The organism is Geodermatophilus bullaregiensis (assembly GCF_016907675.1).
GTDB lineage: Bacteria > Actinomycetota > Actinomycetes > Mycobacteriales > Geodermatophilaceae > Geodermatophilus > Geodermatophilus bullaregiensis.
This window is the reverse complement of sequence record NZ_JAFBCJ010000001.1, coordinates 3,143,072-3,160,431: the sequence shown is the minus strand read 5'-3', so window position 1 is coordinate 3,160,431 and position 17,360 is coordinate 3,143,072. Positions and strand designations below refer to the sequence as shown.

The window sequence follows — 17,360 nt, the reverse complement described above, 5'->3', positions numbered from 1 at the left end:
GTGCCGGTGCCGCGGACGCCGGCGCGCTCCGAGCGAGGGGAGGCCGGCGTGTTCTACCTGGTCGTGCGGTTCGTGCTGCGACCGCTGTTCTGGCTGGTGTTCCGGCCCCGGGTCACCGGGCGGGCCAACGTGCCGGCGACCGGGCCGTTCATCATCGCCAGCAACCACCTGTCGTTCATCGACAGCATGGTCATCCCGCTCTCGGCGCCGCGGCGGGTCGGCTACCTGGCCAAGGCCGAGTACTTCACCAGCCCCGGTGTCGGCGGCTGGCTCACGCGCAACCTGTTCACCGCCCTCGGCGCGCTGCCGGTCGAGCGGCAGACCCACCGGGCCGCCCAGGAGGCGCTGGACACCGCGCTCGGTGTGCTGCGCGCCGGCGGCGGCTTCGGGATCTACCCGGAGGGCACCCGCTCGCGCGACGGCCGGCTGGCCCGCGGGAAGACCGGGGTGGCCTGGCTCGCGCTCACCGCCGACTGCCCGGTGGTCCCCGTCGGCGTCCGCGGCACCGACCGCATCCAGCCGGTGGGCTCGCGCTGGCCCCGGCCGCACCGGTTCTCCGTCGTCTTCGGTGAGCCGCTGACCTTCCCCGAGCACCGCGGGCAGGCGGGCAGCAACCGGGCCCGCCGCGAGGTCACCGACCGCGTCATGGAGGCGATCGCGGAGCTGTCGGGCCAGGAGAAGGCCGGGTGGGGCGCGCCTCGCGGGGTCTCGTGAGCGGCGCCCTGCTCGTCGCCGGGACGACGTCGGACGCCGGCAAGTCGGTCGTCACCGCCGGCATCTGCCGGTGGCTGGCGCGCCAGGGCGTGCGGGTGGCGCCGTTCAAGGCGCAGAACATGAGCAACAACTCGGTGGTCACCGCCGACGGCGCCGAGATCGGCCGCGCCCAGGTCATGCAGGCCGCCGCCGCCCGCGTCGAGCCCGAGGCGGCGATGAACCCGGTGCTGCTCAAGCCCGGCGGGGACGACGCCAGCCAGGTCGTCGTCCTGGGCCGGCCGGTGGCCGAGGTGACCGCGCTGTCCTACCGGCCGATGAAGGCGGCGCTGCTCGAGCAGGTGCTGGCCAGCCTGGCCGACCTGCGGTCCCGCTTCGACGTCGTCGTCTGCGAGGGCGCCGGCTCCCCCACCGAGATCAACCTGCGCGCCGACGACATCGCCAACATGGGCCTGGCCACCGCGGCCGGCCTGCCGGTGGTCGTCGTCGGCGACATCGACCGGGGCGGCGTCTTCCCCGCGCTCTACGGCACGGTCGCGCTCATGCCGCCGGCCGACCAGCGGCTGGTGGCCGGGTTCCTGGTGAACAAGTTCCGCGGCGACGTCCGGCTGCTCGCGCCCGGCCTCGACCGGCTCACCGCGCTCACCGGGCGGCCCACCCTCGGCGTCCTGCCGTGGCTGCCCGGCGCGGCCGTGGACGTCGAGGACTCCCTGGGCATCCCCACCGGCGCCTCCGCGGCCGGCCCGGCGCACGGCGAGGACGTGCTGCGGGTGGCCGTGGCCCGGCTGCCGCGGCTGTCCAACTCCACCGACCTGGACGCGCTGGCCGCCGAGCCGGGCGTGCTGGTCCGCTTCGTCACCCGCCCGGAGGAGCTGGCCGACGCCGACCTCGCGGTGCTGCCCGGCACCCGCGCCACCGTGACCGACCTCGGCTGGCTGCGCTCGACCGGCCTGGCCGACGCGGTGGCCCGGCGCGCGGCCGAGGGACGGCCGGTGCTCGGCATCTGCGGCGGGCACCAGATGCTCGCCCGCTCGATCACCGACGACGTCGAGTCGCGGGCCGGCGCCGTGCCCGGACTGGGCCTGCTGCCGGCCGACGTCCGCTTCGCGCGCGAGAAGACGCTGGGCCGCCCGTCCGGGGAGGCGCTCGGCCAGCCGGTCCACGGCTACGAGATCCACCACGGCGTGGTCACCTACGACGAGGCCGGCGCCGAGCCGTTCCTCGACGGCGGCCGGGCCGGGTCGGTGTGGGGCACCACCTGGCACGGCGCGCTGGAGAACGACGGCTTCCGGCGGGCGTTCCTGACCGAGGTCGCGCGGGCGGCCGGCCGGCGGTTCGTGCCCGCGCCGGACACCTCCTTCGCCGCGGTCCGGGAGCAGCGGCTGGACGCCCTCGGCGACCTGGTGGCCGAGCACGCCGACACCGCCGCGCTCCGGCGGCTGATCGAGGAGGGCCCGCCGCCCGGGCTGCCGCTGCTGCCGCCCGGAGCCGGCCTCAGCGGCTGAGCAGGACCTCCTCGACGAGGTCGGCGGCGCGCGGCGCTACCGGCCGCGTCCATCGCGGCGCGGCCATCGGCGCCACGTGCCCGGCGAAGGGCAGCACCGGCAGCAGGAGCCGGGCGCTCACGCCGCGCCGTCCAGGTCCGCGGTCAGGAGCTCCCGGACGTCGTCGGGCCAGGGGACGGCGCCGCCGCCGGCAGTGGCCACGTAGGTGTTCCGGACGACGCAGCACACCCGCTCGCCCACGCGGACGGTGAACCGCACGGTGACGCTGGTGCGGCCCAGCCTCTCGGCCTCGGCGCCGACGGTGACCGTGTCACCCCAGCGGGCCGGCGAGGACCACTCCAGCGAGCTGGCCTTGACCACCGGGTCGGCCCGTGCGGCGAGCTCGTCCCACGGCAGGCCGATCGCGCGCCACCACACCATGGACGCCTCGTCGGCCCACACCAGGTAGTGCGCGTTGAAGACCACGCCCTGCTGGTCGCACTCGACGAAGCGGACCGGGGAGCTCCACGTGACCGGCACGGAGGGCACGCTAGCCGGACGCCGCGCGGGGCTACCGTGCCCGCGTGCACGCCGACGGCTCCCCCGACCCGGTCCTGGCGACGTACCGGCCGCCCTCGCAGCTGGTGCTGGACAAGGAGATCGACCACATCGACGGCCACTGCCGCGCCTTCGTCGGGCTCGCGCCGTTCGCCGTCCTCTCCACCGCGGACGCCGGCGGCGCGCCGGAGGTCTCCCCGCGCGGCGGCGACCCGGGCTTCGTGAAGGTGCTCGACGAGCACCGGCTGGCGCTGCCCGACCGGCAGGGGAACAACCGGCTCGACAGCCTGCGCAACGTGGCCGCCAACCCGCAGGTCGCGCTGCTGTTCCTCGTCCCGGGCGTCGAGGAGACCCTCAAGGTCTACGGCACCGCCGAGCTGGTGCCGGCCGACGCCCTCGACGTCGACCTGACCGAGTTCGGCCGCGCGCCACGCTCGGTGCTCGTGGTCACCGTGCAGCGGGCCTACCTGCAGTGCGCGAAGGCGGTGATGCGCTCGGGCCTGTGGGACCCGGCCGCCCGGGTGGAGCGGGACGCCCTGCCACCGTTCGGCGTCATGATCCGTGACCACTGCCGGCTGGAGACGCCCCTGCCCGACGACGCGACGATCCGCGCGGAGCTGTCGCTCGAGCTGTGACCCGTCCTGTCGGGGGTCCCTGCCAGGCTGCGACCGTGGCGACGGACTTCCAGGTGACGATCGACTGCACCGACCCGCACCGGCTCGCCGAGTGGTGGGCCGAGGCGCTGGGCTGGCAGGTGGAGCCGACCGACGAGGCGTTCGTCCGGCGGATGGTCGAGGCCGGGCACGCCACCGAGGCCGACACCGTCGTGCACCGCGGCGTCCTCAAGTGGCGGGTCGGCGAGGCGATCACCTCACCCGACCCGGGCCGGCCGCGGGTGCTCTTCCAGGTGGTGCCCGAGGCCAAGACGGTCAAGAACCGGGTGCACCTCGACGTGCACGTGGGCGCCGACCGGCGCGAGGCCGAGGTCGCGCGCCTGGTCGCGATGGGTGCCACCGAGCTGCACCGGGCCCGGCAGGGGCCGCTGGAGTGGGCGACGCTGGCCGACCCGGAGGGCAACGAGTTCTGCGTCGCCTGACGGGACCGGGCCGCGGGCGCTAGCCGAGCCGGACGTCGCGCGCCAGCCGCCGGTAGGCGATGGTGCGCTCGGCGACGCGGCGTGCGCGGCGGCGGCGGCGGGGACCGCGTTCGGTGCCGAGGTAGCGGGCGTCCTCGACCAGCTGGAACGCGGCCAGGACGCTGGCCCTCACCTCCCGCGGGCGCGGGCCGGCGGGGATCACGGGCTGGGCCGAGGTCATGGGGAGCCCCCTCTCCCGGGGCACCGGTAGCGACGGTCCCCGTGACGCCATGGTGCCCGCCGCGGACCGTCCGTAACCGGTACCGGCTCGAATTGGTACCGGAGTGACGAACGGGACAGTGGAGGCGTTCCGCGCACGGGTCCGTACCGTGCCGGCATGAGCCGCCAGAGCCGTCTCGTGGGCACCCTCGTCCGGCTGGTGCGCGCCGCCGCGCCGGTCGTCCGCCGCGCCGCGGAGGCGGGCCGTCCGGCCGGCTCCCGGGCCCGCCGGTCGGCCGGCCGCCCGGCGGCCCCGGCGCCCGCGGGCATCGACGTCGGCCACCGTCCGCGTGCCGACGGGCGGCCCGACCCGGGGGAGGTCGTCTGGGCCTGGGTGCCCTTCGACGAGGGCGACGGCCGCGGCAAGGACCGCCCGGTGCTCGTGGTCGGCCGGCGCGGCGACGAGCTGGTCGGCCTGGTGCTGAGCAGCAAGGACCACGACCGGGACGCCGCGGACGAGGCCCGCCACGGGCGGACCTGGATGGACGTGGGCACCGGGGGGTGGGACGGCCGCCGCCGCCCGAGCGAGGTCCGGCTGGACCGGCTGCTGGTGCTCGACCCGGCACGGGTCCGGCGGGAGGGCGCCGCCCTGGACCGGCAGCTGTTCGACGAGGTGGTCGCAGCCGCCCGGCGCACCCAGGGCTGGTGACCTCAGGCGGGGACCGCGGCGAGCCGGCGCTTGGCCATGGCGATGGGGAGCTGCCCCACCAGGGCCGGCAGCAGCCAGGCCAGCGGGCTGCCGGTCTGGGCGACGAGCAGGCCGGTGGTGAGGGCGATGTAGGAGCCGCCGAGCAGGTGCGGCTGCAGCAGCGGCCAGCGCCGCCAGCCCCGCCGCCGGGCGAGCGCACCGGCGACCGCCAGCGCCTCCGTCAGCAGTCCGAAGAGGACCAGCCAGGCCAGGCCCGGCCGCACGGACGCCAGCCCGGCCCCGGTCGCGGCCACCAGCAGGACGGCGACCTGGTAGCCCGCGGCGGCGGACCGGGCGGGCCTGCCGGACAGGCGGGCGGCCAGCCAGACCGGTCCGAGCAGCAGCCCGGCCGTCCCGGCGCCGACGTGGAGGAGGAGCAGGGTCTCGGGCACGTCCCGACCGTCGCAGCGCGGACGGGCCGGCCGGTAGCGCCGGCCGTCACCGCCCGGCGGTGACGGGTGTCAGTCGGCGACGTCGTCGCGGCTGGGCTGCCGCACGGCCGGGCGCAGGTGGTAGACGCCGGTCTGCCCGGGGAGCGGCTGCAGGTCGTAGCGGGAGACGACCTTGGGCCCGTCGTGCAGGTGCACGTGCGTGACCGTGGGCAGCGGGTCGCCGTGGCGCGCGGCACGGACCTCCACCCGCCCGTCGAGCGGGCCGCCCACGAACAGCAGGACGGTGTCCTCGGTGTGCTCCGGCCGGGCCTCCCCGGGCGCCTCGACCGCCTCGACGTCGGGCAGGTCGGTCTCCCTCCTGGCTGCGCTCACCCGGACGAGAGTAGGCGCCCGGACGACGGTCTCAGCCCGGCCGCCGCGCCAGGTACCGGGCCAGCAGGGGTGCGCCCAACAGCATGACGAACAACCGCAGCACCTGGACGGCGAGGACGAAGGTGGCGTCGGCGCCGGTGCCGGTGGCCGTGGCGAGGACGGCGTAGAGCCCGCCGGGGGTGGTCGCGAGGTAGGCGTCGAGCCGGCTGACGCCGGTGGCCGCGCTCAGCACCTCGCCGAGCCCGGCACAGGCGGCGATCAGCCCGAGGACGATCGCCAGGGCCAGGGGGAGGGCGCCGCCGATGGTGCGCAGGCTGTCCCGCGTGAAGCTGACGCCGACCTGCAGGCCGATGAGCAGGAAGGCCGCCGTCTCGACGAGGCCGGGGACCGCGGCGCCGCCGGAGAGCCCGCCGAGATCGAGCACGGCGGCGGCCAGCATCGGCCCGAGCAGCGCGGGCACCGGCAGGCGCACGAGCCGCGCCAGCGCGGAGCCGGCCAGCGCGCACCCGGCGGTGAAGAGCAGGTCGGCGGCCCAGCCCGCGCCGCCGGCCGCGGGAGCCGCGCTCCCGGAGCCGGGTTCGGCGCCGTACACGGCCGTCGCCACCACCGGCATGAGCACGACGACCAGCAGCACCCGCAGGTACTGCAGGACGGCGACCATCCGGTCGTCGGCACCGAGGTCGCGGGCCATCGCGGTGATGCCCGAGGCACCGCCGGCGATCATGGCGAACGCGCCGGTGACGGGGGTGATGCCGGGCTGCAGCCGCAGCAGCGACCCGGCGGCGACGGTGAGGAGCAGGGTGGCGACGGTGACCAGCAGCACCGGCAGCCAGTCCTCGCCGAGCGCGGCGAGGGTGTCGAGGTCGACCAGCGCCCCGATCGAGACGCCGACGACGGCCTGCGCGGCCGCCGTCCCCGTGCGGGGCACCGCCAGCGGCGTGCGGCCGGCCAGCCCGCGGACCAGCCCGGCGAGCAGCCCGCCGAACAGCGCCGCCGAGGGGACGCCGGCCCGGTCGAGCAGCCAGCTCGCGAGGGCGGCCCCGGCCACGACCAGCGCGGCGTCGGCGAGCCGGCGGAGGGGCGCGCGCGCCACCCTCACACGCCGGTGATGCGGCGCAGCTCGGCGACGTGCGCGTCGAAGGCGGCCCGGCCGGCCCTCGTCAGGGCCAGGGAGGTGCGCAGCCGGGAGGCGCGGGTCGCCTTGGACACCCGCACGTAGCCGGCCTCCTCCAGCTGCTTGACGTGCTTGGACAGCACCGAGTCGCTGACGCCGACCGCGTCGCGGACGGTGGCGAAGTCCATCGTGTCGACGGCGGCCAGCAGCCCGCAGACCTGCAGCCGCGGCGGCGGGTGGATGACCGCGTCGAAGTGCGGCGCGACCGCGGTCACAGCTCGCTGCGCAACTGCGCGACGAAGGCCCGCCCCCACCAGCGGCTGACGCCCATGACGGCCAGACCCATGACCGCCGACGCCGCCAGGACCACCCCGCGGACGTCCCAGACGAGCTCGAGGGATGCGACCAGCGCCCAGGCGATGCAGAGCGCCAGCCAGACCTGCAGCGGCCGCTGGGGTCCTCGCTCGCGGGCGTCGATGCGCATCCTGACGCGCCGTTGCCACACCACCACGACAACGCGTAGCCCGACGAGGAAGAGGACGAACGCGGCACCGGTGATCCACCAGTCGTGCGTGGCGTACGAGCCGAGGAAGCCGAAGACGAGCAGCCCGAGCGTCACGTCCCACCCCCACGACGAGTGCCGCTCGAGACGATCGGCCAGCGCCTTCCGGTCAGCACGGAGCACCTCCAGCTGCGCCGCGGCGTGTGCCACGTCAGCCGGGCGTCCGTCCTCCGTGCCGGACGACGCCCTCCCCAGGTCGCTCACCGCAGGCCCAGCTCGTACTCGGCGAGGAAGGCGGTCGCGGCCACGACGAGCACCCACGTGACCCAGGACCACGTCGCCCGTCGCGTCCGGCCGGCGCGCCATCCGCTGACCCACGTGCCCGTGGCCCGCCGGAACGTGACGCGGATGCCCCACACTCCCACGACGGCCAGCAGCAGTACGGGGACGACCACCCAACTGCCCTGCAGTGACTGCAGGCCGAACAGGAGGAACAGCCACAGGCCGAGCCCCACGTCCCACGGCCACCACGGGCCGGAGTGCTCGAGACGGTCCGCCAGCGCGACCCGGTCGGCCTGCAGGGTGGCCAGCTGTGCCGCGGCCGCCGTCGGGTCCGTCGTCCCGTCGCTTTCCATGCCGGAAAGCATGGCCGGTCACTTTCCAGCTCGTCAAGTGACCGGCCGGGGTGTCACCCGGCGGGATCGGCGTGGTCGAATGGCGCAACCACAGCGACGGCAGTGGAGGAAGCCCGGTGCGACTCCGGCGCGGTCCCGCCACTGTGACCCGGCCACCCGCCGGGGAGTCAGGAACTCCCGCCGTCGCCTCCTGCCACCTCCGGGCGTGGACACCCGGGGAGAGGACCCGTGCCCGCGCATGACGTACCCCTTCGGCGCCGTCGTCGGCATGGACGACATGCGGCTCGCTCTCCTGCTCAACGCGGTCTCGCCGGCCATCGGCGGCGTCCTGGTGCGCGGCGAGAAGGGCACGGCCAAGTCCACGACGGTGCGCGCGCTGGCCGCCGTCCTCCCGCCGGTGGCCGTCGTCGCCGGCTGCCGCTTCGCCTGCGACCCGGCCACCCCCGACCCCGGCTGCCCCGACGGTCCGCACGACGCCGGCGTCCCGGGCCCGACCCGGCCGGCGCGGCTGGTCGAGCTCCCGGTCGGCGCCTCGGAGGACCGCGTCGTCGGCTCGCTGGACCTCGAGCGGGCGCTCACCGAGGGCGTGAAGGCCTTCGAGCCGGGGCTGCTGGCCGCCGCCAACCGCGGCGTCCTCTACGTCGACGAGGTCAACCTGCTGCACGACCACCTGGTCGACCTGCTGCTCGACGCCGCCGCGCTCGGCACCGCCTACGTCGAGCGCGAGGGCGTCTCGGTGCGGCACGCGGCCCGGTTCCTGCTGGTCGGCACGATGAACCCCGAGGAGGGCGAGCTGCGCCCACAGCTGCTCGACCGGTTCGGCCTCACCGTGGAGGTGGCTGCGCCGCGCGACCCGGCCGAGCGCGCCGAGGTCGTCCGCCGGCGGTTCGCCTTCGACGCCGACCCGGCCGGGTTCGGGGCCGCCTGGGCGCCCGAGGAGGCCGGCCTGGCCGCGCGCATCGCCGAGGCGCGGACCCGGCTGCCCCGCGTCGTCCTCTCCGACGACGCGCTGCGCCAGGTCACCGCCGTGTGCGCCGCCTTCGACGTCGACGGGCTGCGCGCCGACCTGGTCACCGCGCGCACCGCGATCGCGCACGCCGCGTGGTCCGGCCGAGACGAGGTCACCGAGGACGACGTCCGCGTGGCCGCCCGCCTCGCGCTCCCCCACCGCCGCCGGCGCAACCCCTTCGACGCGCCGGGCCTCGACGACGACACCCTCGAGCAGGCGCTGGAGGACTCCCGCCCCGACGACCCGCCCGAGGGCCCCGACGACGACGGCGGCGCGCCCCCGCCCGACGGCGGCCCCACCGGGGACGAGCCGGGATCACGCGATCTCGACGGCGACAGCGCCCCCGAGCCGCCGGGAGCGCGCGATCTCGACGAGGGGGACGGCGAGGGGCAGGGCGCGGCGGCGCGGGAGAGGGCCGCCGTCGCGCCGTCCGACCCGTTCCGCGCCCGGCGGCTCGAGGTGCCCGGCATCGGCGCCGGCGCGGCCGGCCGCCGGTCGAGGGCACGCAGCGAGCGCGGCCGGGTCGTGGGCTCGGTCCGCCCGTCGGGGCCGGTGACCCGGCTGCACCTGGTCGACACCGTGCTGGCCGCCGCGCCGCACCAGGTCGCCCGCGGCCGCACCGGTCCCGGCCTGCGCGTGACCCGGGAGGACCTGCGCCAGGCCACGCTCGAGGGGCGCGAGGGCAACCTCGTCCTGTTCGTCGTCGACGCCAGCGGGTCGATGGGCTCGCGGCAGCGGATGGGTGCGGTCAAGGGTGCCGTCCTCTCCCTGCTGCTCGACGCCTACCAGCGCCGCGACAAGGTCGGCCTGGTCACCTTCCGCGGCGGCGGCGCCGAGCTGGCACTGCCGCCCACCTGGTCGGTCGAGGCCGCCGCGGCCCGGCTGCGCACGCTGCCCACCGGCGGGCGGACGCCGCTGGCGGCCGGGCTGCAGCGCGCCGCCGAGGTGCTGCGGGTGGAGCGGGTGCGCGACCCGCAGCGGCGGCCGCTGCTCGTCGTCGTCACCGACGGGCGGGCCACCGGCGCGCGCGGCAGCGACGCCCTCGGCGCGGCGCACGCGGCCGCCCGGCGGCTGGCCGGGGCGGGGACGGCCGGCGTCGTCGTCGACTGCGAGTCCGGGCCGGTGCGGCTCGGGCTGGCCGGCGTCCTCGGGGCGCACCTCGGCGCGCAGACCCTGCGGCTGGCGGAGCTGGCCGCCGACGCGCTGGCCGCCACCGTCCGCAGCGCGCGAGAGGCGGCCTGACGTGCCCCAGGGACAGGTCGCGGTCACCCCGCAGGACGGGCTCACCACGCGGCAGCGCCGCAACCGGCCGCTGCTCGCCGTGCACACCGGCGAGATGAAGGGCAAGTCCACCGCCGCGTTCGGCATGGCGATGCGGGCGTGGAACCAGGGCTGGTCGGTCGCGGTCTACCAGTTCGTCAAGAGCGCCAAGTGGAAGGTCGGCGAGGAGAACGCGCTGACCGCGCTGGGCCGGCTGCACGAGCAGACCGGCGAGGGCGGCCCGGTCGTCTGGCACAAGATGGGCTCGGGCTGGAGCTGGTCGCGCCGCCAGGGCACCGAGGTCGACCACGCCGCCGACGCCGCCGAGGGCTGGGCGCAGATCACCCGCGACCTCGCCGCCGAGGCCCATCGGTTCTACGTGCTCGACGAGTTCACCTACCCGCTGAAGTGGGGCTGGGTGGACGTCGACGACGTCGTCGAGACGCTGACCAACCGCCCCGGCAACCAGCACGTCGTCATCACCGGCCGCGACGCCCCACCCGCGCTGGTCGAGGCCGCCGACCTCGTCGTCGAGATGACGAAGGTCAAGCACCCGATGGACGCCGGTCAGAAGGGTCAGCGGGGGATCGAGTGGTGAGCGTGCCGCGCGTGGTCGTCGCGGCGCCGACGAGCAACGCGGGCAAGACGTCGGTCGCCACCGGGCTGGTCGCCGCGCTGGCCGCGCGCGGGGCGGCCGTCTCCCCGCACAAGGTCGGCCCCGACTACATCGACCCCGGCTACACCGGCCTGGCCGCCGGCCGCCCCGGCCGCAACCTCGACCCGGTGCTGGCCGGCGAGGAGCGCGTCGTCCCGCTGTTCCTGCACGGCGCGCGCGGTGCCGAGGTCGCCGTCGTCGAGGGCGTCATGGGGCTGTTCGACGGCGCGACGTCCCCCGACGTCGCGCCCGGGTTCGCCTCGACGGCGCACGTCGCCCGGCTGCTGCGCGCGCCCGTGGTCCTCGTCGTCGACGCCGGCGCGCAGGCGCAGAGCGTCGCCGCGCTGGTGCACGGGTTCGCCACCTTCGACCCCACCGTGCGGCTCGGCGGCGTGGTGCTCAACCGGGTCGGCAGCGACCGGCACGAGCAGATCCTGCGCGAGGCGCTGGGCGCGTCCGGCCTGCCCGTGCTCGGGGCGGTCCGCCGCCTGCCGGAGCTGGGCACGCCGTCGCGGCACCTCGGCCTGGTGCCCGCCGCGGAGCGGTCGGCCGAGGCGCTGGCCACGGTCGCGCGGCTCGGCGAGGTGGTGGCCGGCAGCGTCGACCTCGACGCCGTCCTGCGGCTGGCCCGCACCGCACCCGACCTCGACGTCGCTCCCTGGGACCCGGCCGCGGAGGTCACCGTCGTCCCCGGCCGGCCGCGGATCGCCGTCGCCGGCGGCCCGGCCTTCACCTTCGGCTACGCGGAGAACGCCGAGCTGCTGGCCGCGGCCGGCGCCGAGGTGGTTCCCGTCGACCCGCTGCGCGACGAGGCGCTCCCCGAGGGCACCACCGGGCTGGTCGTCGGCGGCGGCTTCCCGGAGGTCTACGCCGAGCAGCTGTCGGCCAACGAGGGACTGCGCGCCGACGTCGCCGCGCTGGCCGCCCGCGGCGGGCCGGTCGCGGCCGAGTGCGCCGGGCTGCTCTACCTGTCCCGGGAGCTCGACGGGCACCCGATGTGCGGCGTCCTCGACGCCGCGACGGCGATGTCACCGCGGCTGACGCTCGGCTACCGGGCCGCGGTCGCCGTGACCGACAGCGTGCTCGCCGCGGCCGGCACCCGGGTGCGGGGCCACGAGTTCCACCGCACGCACGCGCTGCCCGGGGCCGGCGCCACCCCGGCGTGGCAGTGGTCGGCGGCCGGGGCGGAGGGCTTCGTCGCAGGCTCCGTGCACGCCTCCTACCTGCACCTGCACTGGGCCGGCAGCCCGGCGCTGCCGCAGCGGTTCGTCGCCTCGTGCGCGGCACGCAGCCGTCCCGACCGATCGGAGCAGCATGCACATCGCTGAGGGCTTCCTGCCGGCGCCGCACGCGATCGGCTGGACCGTCGCCGCCGCCCCCTTCGTCGTGCACGGCGCCCGCGCGGTGGCCCGGGAGGTGCGCGAGCACCCCGAGTCGACGCTGCTCCTCGGCGCGGCCGGCGCCTTCACCTTCGTGCTCAGCGCGATCAAGCTCCCCTCGGTCTTCGGCAGCTCCAGCCACCCGACCGGCACCGGCGCCGGCGCGGTGCTGTTCCGCCCGCCGGTGATGGCGCTCCTCGGCACGGTGGTCCTGCTGTTCCAGGCGCTGCTGCTGGCCCACGGCGGGCTCACCACGCTCGGCGCCAACGCGTTCGCCTTCGCCGTCGTCGGGCCGTGGGCCGGCTACGGCGCCTACCGGCTGACCCGCGCGCTGGGCGCCGGGCTGCTGCCCGGCGTCTTCGTCGCCCTCGCCCTGGCCGACCTCGCCACCTACGTCACGACGTCGCTGCAGTTGGCCCTGGCCTTCCCCGACCCGGCCGGCGGCCTCGCCGGCGCGGCGGTGAAGTTCCTCGGCGTCTTCGCCCTCACCCAGGTGCCGCTGGCGGTCGGCGAGGGGCTGCTCGGCGTGCTGCTGTTCCGGGTGCTCACCGTCAACGCCCGGCCCGAGCTCGAGCGGCTGGGCGTGCTGCCGCCGGAGCCCGCGCCCACCGAGGAGCGCGCGTGACCCGCCGCCGCCTGGTCACCGCCCTGCTCGTCCTCGCCGTGCTCGCGCTGTTCGCCCTGCCCCTGCTGCTCGACGGCGGCGCCGAGTACGCCGGCACCGACGGCCAGGCCACCGCGGCGATCGAGGAGTCGGGCTACCGGCCGTGGTTCGAGTCGGTGTTCTCGCCGTCGTCGGCCGAGGTCGAGTCGGGGCTGTTCGCGCTGCAGGCCGCGCTGGGCGGAGGCGTGCTCGGCTACGTGCTCGGCCGGCTGCGCGGCCGCCGCCAGGCGGCCCGCCCCGACCAGCAGCCCGCGGACGACACGTGACCGAGCTCGCGAGGTCACACGAGGACACGGCAGCGGCCGGCACGGGCTCGACGAGCGCCAGCGAGGAGTGCCCGTGAGCGGACTGGCGGTGGACGACGCCGCCTGGGCCAGCGCCTGGCGCGCCCGCTCCCCCGTCGACAAGCTGCTGCTCTGCGCCGGCCTGGTGGTGTGCGCGCTGGTCCTGCCGGCGTGGCCGGGCAGCCTGCTGGTGGCCGTCACCGCCGTCGTCCTCGCGCTCGGCCCCGCCCGCGTGCCGGCCCGCACCTTCGGCCGGGCGGTGCGCTGGCCGCTGGCCTTCGTCGTCGTGGGCGCGCTGACCGCCGTCGTCTCGGTCGGCGGCGACGGGCTCGGCTGGGCGCCCGACGCCGCCGCCCGCGCCGGCTCGCTGGTCGGGCACTCGGTCGCCGGCGGTGCGGCGGTGCTGCTGCTGGCCACCACCACACCGGTGTCGGACCTGTTGCCCGCCCTGCACCGGCTGCGCGTCCCGGCCGCCGTGGTCGAGGTCGCGTCGGTGACCTACCGGCTGCTGTTCGTGCTGCTGGAGAGCCTGTCCACCATCCGCGAGGCGCAGGCCAACCGCATGGGCTACTCGTCGCTGCGCCGCTCCTACCGCTCGTCGGGCGTGCTGGCCGCGGCGGTGCTCACCCGCTCCTGGGACCGCGCCCGGCGGATGCAGGAGGGCCTGGCCGGCCGCGGCATGGAGACCGGGCTGCGGGTGCTGCCCGAGGCCCTGCCCTCGTCGCGCGGCTTCCTCGCCGCCACCGCGGCCGGGCTCGCGGCGATCGTCGCCGTCGGGGTGCTCGCCGCATGAGCCACCGGACGCTGACCGCCGAGGGCCTGGTCGTCGGCTACGAGCGCGGCCGCCGCGTGCTCGACGGCGCGTCGCTCACCGTCCCGGCCGGACGCCGCCTGGCGGTGCTCGGCGCCAACGGCTCGGGCAAGACCACCCTCCTGCGCTGCCTGTCCGGCGCCCTGCGCCCCGACGCCGGCGGCGTCGCCGTCGACGGCGCCCTGCTGCGGCACACCCGCGGGGGCCTGCGCGCCCACCGGCAGGAGGTCCAGCTCGTGCTGCAGGACCCCGACGACCAGCTGTTCAGCGCCTCCGTCGCCCAGGACGTCTCCTTCGGCCCGCTCAACCTGGGCCTGCCCGAGGAGCAGGTGCGCCAGCGGGTGGCCGAGGCGCTGCGGCTGCTCGCCGTCGACGGCCTGGCCGGCCGGCCCACCCACCAGTTGTCCTACGGCGAGCGCAAGCGCGTGGCGATCGCGGGGGCGGTGGCCGTGCGCCCGTGCGTGCTGCTGCTCGACGAGCCCACCGCGGGCCTCGACCCCTCCGCGGTCAGCGAGGCCCTGGCCGCGCTGGCCCGGCTGCAGGACTCCGGCTCGACCGTCGTCATGAGCACCCACGACGTCGACCTCGCGCTGCGCTGGGCCGACGAGGTGGCCGTCGTCGTCGGCCGGCGGGTGGTGCAGGGCCCGCCGGAGGTGGTCCTGGCCGACGACGACCTGCTCGCCCGCGCCCGCCTCGACCGGCCGTGGGCGCTCACCGTCGGCGCCCGCCTGCGCGAGCTCGGCCTGCTGCCCGACGGCGCCCTCCCGCGCGACGCCGCCGCCCTGCTGGCCGCGCTGCCGGAGCGGCCGGGCGTCCCCAGGTGAGGGTCACCGTCGGCGTCGGCGCGGTGTCGGGCGTGCGCGCCGCGGAGGTGCTCGCCGCCGTCGACGCCGTCCTGCCCGCGGGCGCCCGCGTGACCGGGCTGGCCACGCTCGACGTCCGCGCCGCCGAGCCCGGGCTGGTCGCCGCCGCGGCCGACCGCGGCTGGCCGCTGACCGGTCACCCCGCCGCCGCGCTGGCCGCCGTCGCCGTCCCGTCGCCGTCGCCCCGGGTCGCCGGCGCGGTGGGGACGGCGTCGGTGGCCGAGGCCGCCGCCCTGCTCGGTGGCGGGCGGCTGGTGGTCGGCAAGACGGTGCGCGGCCGGGTCACCGTGGCGGTGGCCGCGTGACCGACGTCGACCTCGACCACCACGGCGACGCCGAGCTCGCCCCCGGCCTGGCCGACCTCGCGGTCAACGTCCGCCCCGGCACCCCGCCGCCGTGGCTCCGGGAGGTGCTCCGGGCGGCCCTCGACGACGTCGCCGCCTACCCCGACGCCGGCCCGGCGCGCGCCGCGGTGGCCGCCGCGCACGGCCGCGACCCCGCCGAGGTGCTGCTCACCGCCGGCGCCGCCGAGGCGTTCGTGCTGGTGGCGCGGGCGCTCACGCCCCGCCGCGCGGTCGTGGTGCACCCCTCGTTCACCGAGCCGGAGGCGGCGCTGCGCGCGGCCGGGCACCCGGTCGAGCGGCTGCTGCTGGAGCCCCCCGGGTACCTCCTGCGCGAGGTGCCCGACGACGCCGACCTCGTCGTCCTCGGCAACCCGACCAACCCCACCTCGGTGCTGCACCCCCGCGAGGCCGTCGCCGCGCTGGCCCGCCCCGGCCGGGTGCTGCTGGTCGACGAGGCGTTCGCCGACACCGTCCCCGGCGAGCCGGGGTCGCTGGCCGACCGCACCGACCTGCCCGGGCTGATCGTCGTCCGCAGCCTGACCAAGACCTGGGGGCTGGCGGGGCTGCGGGTCGGCTACGCGCTCGGCCCGGCGCCGCTGGTCGCGGCGCTGGCGGCCGCGCAGCCGCACTGGCCGCTGTCCACGCCGGCGCTCGCCGCCGCGGTCGCCTGCACGGCCCCGGCCGCCCGGGCGGAGGCCGCCGCCGCGGCGCGGGAGCTGGTCGCGCACCGCGCCGCGCTGCTGACCGCTCTCCCGGACGGCGTCGCCGTCGCCGGGGAGCCGCGGTCGTCGTTCGTGCTGCTGCGGGTCCCGGACGGTGCACGCGTCCGCGCGGCGCTGCGGGAGCGGGGCTGGGCGGTGCGCCGCGGGGACACCTTCCCGGGCCTGTCCCCCGACCACCTCCGGGTGGCCGTGCGCGACCCGGCGACCTCGCGCGCGTTCGCCGCGGACCTCGCTGCGATCCTTGGGGGGAACGCCGTCCCCGGAGGAGATCCGCTGAGCACCCACCCGACCGTGTCCGCGGCCCGCGGGCAGGCCTCGTGAGCGCCACCCCCGTCGACCCCGTGACCGGCGTCGTCTACCCCGTGGGCCTGCGGCTGCTCGACCGCCGCGTGGTGGTGGTGGGCGGTGGCCAGGTCGCCCACCGCCGCGTGGCCGGGCTGCTGGAGGCGCGCGCCCGCGTCACCGTGGTCAGCCCCGAGGTCACCCCCGCGCTGGAGGCGCTGGTCGAGCCCGGCTCGCTGGCCTGGGTCCGCCGCCGCTACCAGACCGGCGACCTCGACGGCGCCTGGTACGCCGTGGCCGCCACCGACGACCCCGCCGTCAACGCCGCGGTGGCCGAGGAGGCCGAGCGCCTGCACGTCTTCTGCGCCCGTGCCGACGACCGCTCGGCGTCCAGCGTCTGGACCCCCGCCGTCGGCCGGCAGGGCGACCTGGTCGTCGGCGTGCACGGCGGCGGCGACCCGCAGCGGGCCGTGGGCGTGCGCGACGCCGTCGTCGCCGGGCTGACCGACGGCAGCATCCGCGACCGCGCCTCCCGCGAGCCCGAGGGCGGGCGGGCCGGCAGCGTCGTCCTGGTCGGCGGCGGGCCGGGCGACCCGGGGCTGATCACGGTGCGGGGGCAGCAGGCGGTCGCGCAGGCCGACGTCGTCCTGGCCGACCACCTGGCGCCGCAGTCGCTGCTGGCCTCGCTGCCGCCGGAGGTCGAGGTCATCGACGCCTCGAAGCTGCCGCGCGGGCGGTCGATGGCGCAGGAGCAGATCAACGCGCTGCTGGTCGAGCACGCGCTGGCCGGCAAGCGGGTGGTGCGGCTCAAGGGCGGCGACCCGTTCGTCTTCGGCCGCGGCATGGAGGAGCTCGAGGCGTGCGTGGCCGCGGGCGTGCCGGTCGAGGTCGTCCCGGGCGTGACCAGCGCGATCGGCGTCCCGGGCCTGGCCGGCATCCCGGTCACCCACCGCGGGCTGACCCACGAGTTCGTCGTCGTCTCCGGGCACGTGCCGCCCGGGCACCCCGCCTCGCTGGTCGACTGGCCGGCGCTGGGCCGGCTGCGCGGCACGGTCGTGGTGCTCATGGGCGTGGACACCGCCGGGGCGATCGCCGCGGCGCTGGTCGAGCACGGCCGCGCCCCGGACACCCCGGTCGCCGTCGTCGCCGACGGGTCGACGGCGACCCAGCGGGTGGTCCGGACGACGCTGGCCGGCCTCGCCCGGACGCTGGCCGACGAGGGCATCCGCCCGCCCGCGGTGTGGGTGGTCGGCGAGGTCGTGTCGCTGGGGGCCTGA

Annotated in this window: 24 protein-coding genes and 1 riboswitch; of the genes, 15 read left to right on the top strand and 9 right to left on the bottom strand. The window is 77.5% G+C overall.

The genetic code is table 11. The features are described 5' to 3' along the window. The first annotated feature begins 48 nt into the window (after nt 1-48). Both JOD57_RS14970 and JOD57_RS14965 read left to right on the top strand, forming a co-directional pair. Complete coding sequence (locus tag JOD57_RS14970) at nt 49-714, top strand: lysophospholipid acyltransferase family protein (RefSeq protein WP_204692744.1); 666 nt, start codon at nt 49-51, stop codon at nt 712-714. Continuing rightward, a complete protein-coding gene (locus tag JOD57_RS14965; protein WP_204692743.1) occupies nt 711-2,216 on the top strand; it encodes a cobyric acid synthase in 1,506 nt (501 codons plus the stop codon). The genes JOD57_RS14970 and JOD57_RS14965 overlap by 4 nt, the downstream gene beginning before the upstream one ends. On the opposite strand, the gene JOD57_RS26350 is transcribed toward JOD57_RS14965, so the two are convergent. Together JOD57_RS26350 and JOD57_RS14960 are read right to left on the bottom strand one after the other, a co-directional pair. Then, on the bottom strand, nt 2,206-2,337 hold the full coding sequence (locus JOD57_RS26350; protein WP_275582087.1) for a hypothetical protein: 132 nt from the start codon (nt 2,335-2,337) through the stop codon (nt 2,206-2,208). The two genes, JOD57_RS14965 and JOD57_RS26350, sit on opposite strands and share 11 nt — an antisense overlap. Further along, the gene (locus JOD57_RS14960) at nt 2,334-2,735 is read right to left on the bottom strand and encodes an acyl-CoA thioesterase (RefSeq protein WP_204692742.1); all 402 of its coding nucleotides are present in this window, start codon (nt 2,733-2,735) and stop codon (nt 2,334-2,336) included. The genes JOD57_RS26350 and JOD57_RS14960 overlap by 4 nt, the downstream gene beginning before the upstream one ends. Nucleotides 2,736-2,779: 44 nt before the next feature. On the opposite strand from JOD57_RS14960, the gene JOD57_RS14955 reads away from it, so the two are divergent. Next, nucleotides 2,780-3,388: an MSMEG_1061 family FMN-dependent PPOX-type flavoprotein gene (locus JOD57_RS14955; protein ID WP_204692741.1), complete on the top strand. Its 609-nt coding sequence runs from the start codon at nt 2,780-2,782 to the stop codon at nt 3,386-3,388. Nucleotides 3,389-3,423: 35 nt separating this feature from the next. Next, a complete protein-coding gene (locus JOD57_RS14950) occupies nt 3,424-3,849 on the top strand; it encodes a VOC family protein (protein ID WP_204692740.1) in 426 nt (141 codons plus the stop codon). A gap of 19 nt (nt 3,850-3,868) precedes the next feature. Here JOD57_RS14950 and JOD57_RS14945 read toward each other — a convergent pair whose 3' ends face one another. Then, complete coding sequence (locus tag JOD57_RS14945; RefSeq protein WP_204692739.1) at nt 3,869-4,069, bottom strand: hypothetical protein; 201 nt, start codon at nt 4,067-4,069, stop codon at nt 3,869-3,871. A gap of 156 nt (nt 4,070-4,225) precedes the next feature. On the opposite strand from JOD57_RS14945, the gene JOD57_RS14940 reads away from it, so the two are divergent. After that, nucleotides 4,226-4,756, top strand: a complete 531-nt coding sequence (locus JOD57_RS14940; protein WP_204692738.1) for a type II toxin-antitoxin system PemK/MazF family toxin — start codon at nt 4,226-4,228, stop codon at nt 4,754-4,756. A 2-nt stretch (nt 4,757-4,758) separates the two neighbouring features. Here the strand turns inward: JOD57_RS14940 and JOD57_RS14935 are convergent, their stop codons facing one another. From JOD57_RS14935 to JOD57_RS14910, 6 genes are all read right to left on the bottom strand, one after another. After that, on the bottom strand, nt 4,759-5,187 hold the full coding sequence (locus JOD57_RS14935; protein ID WP_204692737.1) for a hypothetical protein: 429 nt from the start codon (nt 5,185-5,187) through the stop codon (nt 4,759-4,761). A gap of 69 nt (nt 5,188-5,256) precedes the next feature. Then, nucleotides 5,257-5,559, bottom strand: a complete 303-nt coding sequence (locus JOD57_RS14930; RefSeq protein ID WP_307824697.1) for a DUF8847 domain-containing protein — start codon at nt 5,557-5,559, stop codon at nt 5,257-5,259. A gap of 31 nt (nt 5,560-5,590) precedes the next feature. Next, nucleotides 5,591-6,652: an AbrB family transcriptional regulator gene (locus tag JOD57_RS14925; RefSeq protein ID WP_204692736.1), complete on the bottom strand. Its 1,062-nt coding sequence runs from the start codon at nt 6,650-6,652 to the stop codon at nt 5,591-5,593. A gap of 2 nt (nt 6,653-6,654) precedes the next feature. Beyond that, nucleotides 6,655-6,948: a transcriptional regulator gene (locus tag JOD57_RS14920; protein WP_204692735.1), complete on the bottom strand. Its 294-nt coding sequence runs from the start codon at nt 6,946-6,948 to the stop codon at nt 6,655-6,657. Next, nucleotides 6,945-7,385, bottom strand: a complete 441-nt coding sequence (locus tag JOD57_RS14915; protein WP_204692734.1) for a hypothetical protein — start codon at nt 7,383-7,385, stop codon at nt 6,945-6,947. The genes JOD57_RS14920 and JOD57_RS14915 overlap by 4 nt, the downstream gene beginning before the upstream one ends. A 50-nt stretch (nt 7,386-7,435) precedes the next feature. Next, a complete protein-coding gene (locus JOD57_RS14910; protein WP_204692733.1) occupies nt 7,436-7,810 on the bottom strand; it encodes a hypothetical protein in 375 nt (124 codons plus the stop codon). Between the two features lie 105 nt (nt 7,811-7,915). Beyond that, nucleotides 7,916-7,987, top strand: a riboswitch (cobalamin riboswitch). A 61-nt stretch (nt 7,988-8,048) separates the two neighbouring features. On the opposite strand from JOD57_RS14910, the gene JOD57_RS14905 reads away from it, so the two are divergent. From JOD57_RS14905 to cobA, 10 genes are all read left to right on the top strand, one after another. Further along, complete coding sequence (locus JOD57_RS14905; protein ID WP_204692732.1) at nt 8,049-10,061, top strand: putative cobaltochelatase; 2,013 nt, start codon at nt 8,049-8,051, stop codon at nt 10,059-10,061. A gap of 1 nt (nt 10,062) precedes the next feature. After that, complete coding sequence (cobO, locus tag JOD57_RS14900) at nt 10,063-10,677, top strand: cob(I)yrinic acid a,c-diamide adenosyltransferase (RefSeq protein WP_204692731.1); 615 nt, start codon at nt 10,063-10,065, stop codon at nt 10,675-10,677. Next, complete coding sequence (locus JOD57_RS14895; RefSeq protein ID WP_204692730.1) at nt 10,674-12,062, top strand: cobyrinic acid a,c-diamide synthase CobB; 1,389 nt, start codon at nt 10,674-10,676, stop codon at nt 12,060-12,062. Before cobO ends, JOD57_RS14895 begins: the two co-directional genes overlap by 4 nt. Continuing rightward, the gene (locus JOD57_RS14890; protein ID WP_204692729.1) at nt 12,049-12,738 is read left to right on the top strand and encodes an energy-coupling factor ABC transporter permease; all 690 of its coding nucleotides are present in this window, start codon (nt 12,049-12,051) and stop codon (nt 12,736-12,738) included. The genes JOD57_RS14895 and JOD57_RS14890 overlap by 14 nt, the downstream gene beginning before the upstream one ends. Further along, entirely contained in the window at nt 12,735-13,043 is a 309-nt protein-coding gene (locus tag JOD57_RS14885; protein WP_204692728.1) for an energy-coupling factor ABC transporter substrate-binding protein, read from the top strand. The genes JOD57_RS14890 and JOD57_RS14885 overlap by 4 nt, the downstream gene beginning before the upstream one ends. Before the next feature lie 73 nt (nt 13,044-13,116). After that, entirely contained in the window at nt 13,117-13,854 is a 738-nt protein-coding gene (gene cbiQ, locus JOD57_RS14880; RefSeq protein ID WP_204692727.1) for a cobalt ECF transporter T component CbiQ, read from the top strand. Beyond that, a complete protein-coding gene (locus tag JOD57_RS14875; protein ID WP_204692726.1) occupies nt 13,851-14,696 on the top strand; it encodes an energy-coupling factor ABC transporter ATP-binding protein in 846 nt (281 codons plus the stop codon). The genes cbiQ and JOD57_RS14875 overlap by 4 nt, the downstream gene beginning before the upstream one ends. Beyond that, nucleotides 14,693-15,040, top strand: a complete 348-nt coding sequence (locus JOD57_RS14870; protein WP_204692725.1) for a cobalamin biosynthesis protein — start codon at nt 14,693-14,695, stop codon at nt 15,038-15,040. Before JOD57_RS14875 ends, JOD57_RS14870 begins: the two co-directional genes overlap by 4 nt. Next, on the top strand, nt 15,037-16,122 hold the full coding sequence (cobC, locus tag JOD57_RS14865) for an Rv2231c family histidinol phosphate aminotransferase CobC (RefSeq protein WP_204692724.1): 1,086 nt from the start codon (nt 15,037-15,039) through the stop codon (nt 16,120-16,122). Before JOD57_RS14870 ends, cobC begins: the two co-directional genes overlap by 4 nt. Beyond that, complete coding sequence (gene cobA, locus JOD57_RS14860; protein ID WP_204692723.1) at nt 16,119-17,360, top strand: uroporphyrinogen-III C-methyltransferase; 1,242 nt, start codon at nt 16,119-16,121, stop codon at nt 17,358-17,360. Before cobC ends, cobA begins: the two co-directional genes overlap by 4 nt.